Annotated in this window: 5 protein-coding genes; all 5 read left to right on the forward strand. The window is 44.6% G+C overall.

From position 1 onward, the window contains the following. The first annotated feature begins 182 nt into the window (after window positions 1-182). The 5 genes from ABWW58_RS15680 (at window position 183) to ABWW58_RS15700 (ending at window position 5,838) form a co-directional block, all read left to right on the forward strand. On the forward strand, window positions 183-773 hold the full coding sequence (locus ABWW58_RS15680; protein ID WP_353870002.1) for a sigma-70 family RNA polymerase sigma factor: 591 nt from the start codon (window positions 183-185) through the stop codon (window positions 771-773). Window positions 774-1,046: 273 nt separating this feature from the next. Further along, window positions 1,047-3,044: a T7SS effector LXG polymorphic toxin gene (locus ABWW58_RS15685; RefSeq protein ID WP_353870003.1), complete on the forward strand. Its 1,998-nt coding sequence runs from the start codon at window positions 1,047-1,049 to the stop codon at window positions 3,042-3,044. A 128-nt stretch (window positions 3,045-3,172) separates the two neighbouring features. Next, window positions 3,173-4,726 (forward strand): IS21 family transposase, encoded by a 1,554-nt coding sequence (istA, locus tag ABWW58_RS15690; protein WP_353870004.1) that lies wholly within the window; start codon window positions 3,173-3,175, stop codon window positions 4,724-4,726. Continuing rightward, entirely contained in the window at window positions 4,723-5,463 is a 741-nt protein-coding gene (gene istB / locus ABWW58_RS15695) for an IS21-like element helper ATPase IstB (RefSeq protein ID WP_353870005.1), read from the forward strand. Before istA ends, istB begins: the two co-directional genes overlap by 4 nt. Before the next feature lie 72 nt (window positions 5,464-5,535). Next, entirely contained in the window at window positions 5,536-5,838 is a 303-nt protein-coding gene (locus tag ABWW58_RS15700) for a hypothetical protein (RefSeq protein WP_353870006.1), read from the forward strand. The last annotated feature ends 162 nt before the right edge of the window (window positions 5,839-6,000 follow it).

The following is a 6,000-nucleotide window of genomic DNA, read 5'->3' on the forward strand; positions in this document are numbered from 1 at the left end:
TAGAACCACGACATATTTTTTCCATTCCCCTCACCATTTTCGAACCATGCTCCCTATTTAACTAACATAGAGCAAGATCATACACCACGAACCACTCCATCCCCCGTCACCGCCACGTAAATCCACGCACCGCACATTCAGCTTCACAAAAAAACTGAATCCCCGGAAGGAGCCCCACCATTATGCCATTTACCGACTATTTTGCTGCCCCGTTCGAACCTGAGTGTTATGCCTTTGAAAGACTGATGGAAAAGTATGAACCGAAAATTCGAAAAACCGTCACCCGCTATGCCAACATGTACAAGCAGTATTTATGTCTCGCTGATTATGACGACTTGCTGCAGATCGCATACACCGCATTCTCGGAAGCCAACGACAAATTCGACCTCACAAAAGTCGCCCCGGACAAAACTCCGGAAAATGTATTCATCGCCTTTGCTACACGAACTATGGAAGGCCGACTCTCCGATTACCTCCGAAAACACTACAAAAACCGAAGCCGTGAATCCTACGATCGCGACGACTCAGCCTATGACATCCCTGATGAAGCTACCGAATCTCTCAACATGCAAATGCTGCGCATCCTCCAAGACCACCTCCCCACCCTCAGCCCCCGCGAAGCCCTCTACATCAAGCTCTCCGTCTTTCACGATTGGAGTACCCAACAAATTGCCGAAGCCGTCCATGTCTCCGAGCACACCGTCCGCTCCTGGAAAAAGACTCTGCGTAAAAAGTTAGCACCCTTGAGAGATGAAATGAAGAAGCGGAAATAAGCAGTTGAAAAAATCGATCGGTAGAAGCATGCCGATTGATTTTATGTGTGTTGCGCCCCTAGTCCCAACGGAGGGGGCTTTTTTGTCGAATGCTGTCGGCAACCCGCTGTCGGCAAAATCCCATCACTTTTTTAGGAGTTTCGACCGTGTTCAACACCTAGTCACGTTTTGTACACTAGAAGAAATTGAAAAATTTCCCCTGTCTCTTCCAGAAACACATCACATTTTCGAATTTCCATTCCATTGACTAGTTCCTAACCCGAAGGTGATAAAATGAGAATTAACATGGGTGGCTCCGGATCCTCCGGCGATACACAAACCTATGATGCTGAAGAACTAATCACAGCCGCCAACGCACACGCCAAACACTACCAAACACTCAGAGCTCAATTCAACACCTTGCGCACCGCATTCCAACAAATCTCAGGACTTGGCTCGAATTTTCAAGGCCACGGAGCCGACGCAATCAAAGCGTTCTACTCCGCTCAAGTGAATGTCGTCGACGCTTGGCTGCGGCTAATTGACGAGAAGATCGCCTACTTTCAAGGCGTTGCCGGTACTATTGATGACAAGAACCTCGGCGGCTACATGCAAGTTCACGTGCCTTTCTTGAACGAGGATCTGTCCATGGGCTACGCGCGTTCCAAGGAAATGGTGCGCGAGCAGCGTGATGACATCGCCAAAATTCTGAGCAGTATTTCCGATCTGGTACCGATCAACGTCTTTTCCAACCATGAGGTGGATCAGGCATTGGATGCGGCCGATAAAAAGCGCGCGCAAACGGCGCTTGATGTTCAAGACCTTGATCAGAATCTGACCAATGAATACCGTCAGGTGAACGAAGACCTGCCGTACATTGCATCGTTGTATGGCGAGCTAATCACCGCAACGCGGCAAGGTGCGGACATTCAGCCGATGAACTTCAACGCGCAAACCTACCATGATAGTAAAATCTATCATGTTCAAGATGAGATGAAAAAGGAGACCAAGAACTATCTCCATTACAAGCAGGAGCAGGAAACTGTTCGTAAGATGGAGAAGCAAAGTGAAGCGGAAGTCAACCGGCCATGGTATCAAAAAGCCGGCGCGACGATTGCCACATTTGCCGGTGAGCTCTCCGGCTATTATGATTATCTTAGAGCGGTCGAAGGTATTGATCCTGAGACCGGCCGAAAGCTGAGCGCCGGCGAGCGCGTCGCTGCCGGGGCTATGGCAGCTTCCACATTCATCCCGATCATCGGCTGGGGCGGACGGATCGCTAAAGGCGGCGCGGCCATCTACAAAACGGCACGCGGCATGGAAGTAGCCGGACACGCACTGAACGCGTACGACCAGGCAAGCCGAACAGTTAAAGTGCTCAGCCAAAGTGAAAAAGGAATCAACGCACTGCTTGCCGCAAACGGCATCACTCAAGCCGCTACCGGCAGAGATCTGTTTGGCAAGCAGCTGACCAAGGATGAGCAAAAGAACAGCCTCCTGCAAGGCGTATTCATGATGAACCTCTTCACCCGGAAACTTGCCATCTCACCTGCGCAAAAAGCGATCGTGCATGAGCAGGGTCAGGCTTTCAGAGGACATGTATCCAAAATTGTTCGCGATACAAAAGCATCAGTCAGCGCAAATCAGTGGAAACCGGCAATGGCTGGGGTACCAAATGACTTCACGAAAATGAGCAACGGTGCCGAGGATATAACGAAGACGCATAGTATGGAAAAAGTAGACAGGGTAGATGGAAGTTTCTCGAAAGGTAGTGAATTTCACGAAAAAGTCAAAAGTGCTGCTATATATAAAGAAAGGAGCAATAAAGGCTATGCATTTGCAGAGGATTGGGAGCGTCATCTTGCTCGTAAATATGGTGCTACTCAAGTCGAGAATGTTACTAAGAATAGGATAAGCTCTTTAGAAAGAGCTAAGTTAAATTCTTGGAATTGGCCTCCAAGCGATAATTTGTACTTAAAATATAAACATGTTTATAATAATGATTTGTATTTTAATCAGGTTACCGGCGCTCCAAGATACCCCAATAACAATGGATTTGTAGATGCATGGCCAAATATAACTCATATGGAAAAAGGACAATTAATTGATAGATTTGGTAGTAATGGTAGTGGAAAATATTTTTCGCCTACAGGAACGCCATTTAAGAACAGAGCCCTACCTCCATTCATGGAAAATCAACCCTACACAAAGTATAAAATAATTAAACCATTTAAAACGTATTCTGGAGAAATCACCCCATGGTTCGACCAACTGTATATTGCCATTCAATAGGGACGCTCGTGCCATGTTTTAGGGACAGCCCGGACAAGAATTAGGGACACTTATGCCATTCAAAGGGACACCTCCTGTATAATTGGCTTACACCTTACGGTGTAAACCCAATTAAAGGAGGTTTTTTAATGATCAAATATCGTGAAATTCTAAGACTCCATGCCCAGGATTTGAGTCATCGGAGTATTGCTTCGAGCTGTAGCTGTTCGAAGAACACCGTTGGCAATGTCTTGAAACAAGCCGGAGAGAAAGGAGTCTCATGGCCATTGGAGAAGGATATGGATGATTCTGAACTTCAGGACATCCTCTTCCCCGAAAAACATCAATCGGATTTGAGAAAACAACCAGATTGTAGTTATCTTCATCAGGAAATGGCACGAAGTGGTGTGACTCTGTCTCTACTCTGGCATGAATACGTCGAAGCCTGTAGACAACACCGAGAAATTCCTTACAGTTATCGGCAATTTTGTCGATTTTACACTCGTTATGTAATCAAGACGAAAGCTACGATGAGAATTAAAAGAAAGCCCGGAGAAGCCATGGAAGTGGATTGGACTGGCCAAACGGTTTCCCTTAAAGATTCTGTCACAGGACAAATCATCCCTGCCTATGTCTTTGTATCCGTATTACCATGTAGCCAATATGCCTATGTCGAAGCCTTTTTGTCTATGAATACACAGAGCTGGATTACCGCTCATATCCATGCACTTAAATTTTTTGGTGGCGTTCCCCGAATGATTATCCCCGATAATTTAAAAACTGGTGTTGATCGGTCTTCCCGAACAGAGCCTGCAATTAATCGAACGTATCAGGAAATGGCCGAGCACTATCAAACAGCGATTATCCCTGCCAGAGTTCGGCATCCAAAGGATAAACCCAATGTAGAAGGTGCCGTTAAGATCATTTCTACCTGGATTATCGCTTCACTGAGAAATGGACAATACTTTTCAATCATCGAGTTAAATCAAGCGATCCGTGAAAAATTAGTAGAATATAACGAGAAACCTTTTCAAAAAAAAGAGGGAAACAGGCAATCCGCTTTTGCGGAGGAAGAGAAGTTCGCACTTCTTCCTTTGCCTAGTTCCCCGTACGAATTAGCGACTTGGAAGAAAGCTACCGTACCCTATGATTATCACATATCTGTGGAAAAAATGTACTATTCCGTCCCTTATGAATATATGAAACATCAAGTGGATGTTCGCGTCACACGAGATATTATCGAGGCTTTTTATAACAACTTTCGTATTGCCTCACATATCAGACTCTACGGGAAACAGGGTCAACTTTCCACCAATCCGGATCATATGCCGGATCAGCATAAAGATTATTTGGCTTTCAATAAGGACTATTTCATATCTTGGGCTGAAGCGATAGGTATTCATACATTCACAACCGTGAAAGGGTTGCTTGCCTCATATAAAGTTGAAAAACAAGCACTCAAGTCCTGCTCAGTACTCACAAAGTTAGCGGATCAATATTCCGTAGAACGTCTCGAACGCGCTTGTGAGCGCGCCTTGAATTATTCTCCACGACCCAATTTAAACAGCATTAAGACCATTTTAAAAACGGGACAGGATCAACACCAACAAGATGTGTTAGATCCAGAAAAATTAACGCCAATGCAAGGCAATTCTCACGGATTCGTTAGAGGAGCAGCCTATTATGGGAGGAAAGAAGAATGACCAATGAAAGTACCCTATCAAAATTGCATGACCTTCGATTAAATGCGATGGCTGATCAGTTTAGCGAGCAATTACGCAATTCACATTATAATGATCTGTCTTTTGAAGACCGATTCAGCTTGTTAGTCGATAGAGAATGGGATCGAAAAAAGAACAACAAGCTCGACCGCCTGATCAAGAAAGCTGAATTTCGATACAATCAGGCTTGTATCGAAGACGTTGAATACCATCCTGATCGTAAGCTGGACAAAGCACAAATTCTTCGATTGGCCTCCGGCCAATATATCCAGGATAAGCACAATCTGATTATCAAAGGGGCTTCTGGGAATGGTAAATCCTATCTTTCTTGTGCCTTTGGAGTCGCTGCTTGCCGGCAGTTTTACACTGTGAAATATATTCGTCTGCCCGACTTATTGGATGAACTGGCCGTCGCTAGAGGGGAAGGCATTTTTCAAAAAGTCATGAAACTTTACCGTAAAGTCAATCTATTGATACTTGATGAATGGCTACTGACTCCTTTGAGGGGAAATGAGGCACGAGATTTATTAGAAATAGTAGAAGCACGTCATCAAATGGCGTCGACCATTTTCTGTTCTCAATTTGACACAAAAGGTTGGTATGAAAATATTGGAGAGGCGACACTCGCCGATGCCATACTTGACCGCATCATTCATGATTCTTACAGTATTATGATTGATGGAGAAGTGTCCATGAGAGAAAGACATGGTTTAAAGTAACAAACAACTAAGAGATAGCACTATTAAACGCGATTGGAAGCGTGAACGACTGAGTAAAAAAGGAGTAAACTGATGACCTGTGAGGATGTCTTCCGATATTTACAGAAGTATGGTTTGAAGTGTAAGCAAACGGATGTGGAACAATGGCTGATGGAAGATAAATTTATCATTAATCGGGAGGAAATAAATGAGGATGTTCTCGAACGCTTTAATGACTGGCGTAGATGGAGAGGAACGGCTGATGAAGCAAATATTGATCATCCCACCCAGATCCATCGGCTGATTGAAGAGAACGCAGAACTCAGAAAAGAAATCGAGAAATTACACAAAGAAATACAGGTTTTAGAAGATCAGCTTGGCATTCAGCCTTTCTAGTCTTTACCTTCTCTGTACTAAAACGGATTCCCCTACCAATTAAAAAAAGAGGTGGGGGAATTTTAAATGACTATAATTTTCTTAGTTGAGACACACACCTTCTCTATGATACCTCGCTTTTTTCACTTTGTCCCTTGCCTGGCAGCACTGTCCCTCGTTTCT

The sequence above is a fragment of the Sporolactobacillus caesalpiniae genome (assembly GCF_040513385.1).
Taxonomy (GTDB): domain Bacteria; phylum Bacillota; class Bacilli; order Bacillales; family Sporolactobacillaceae; genus Sporolactobacillus.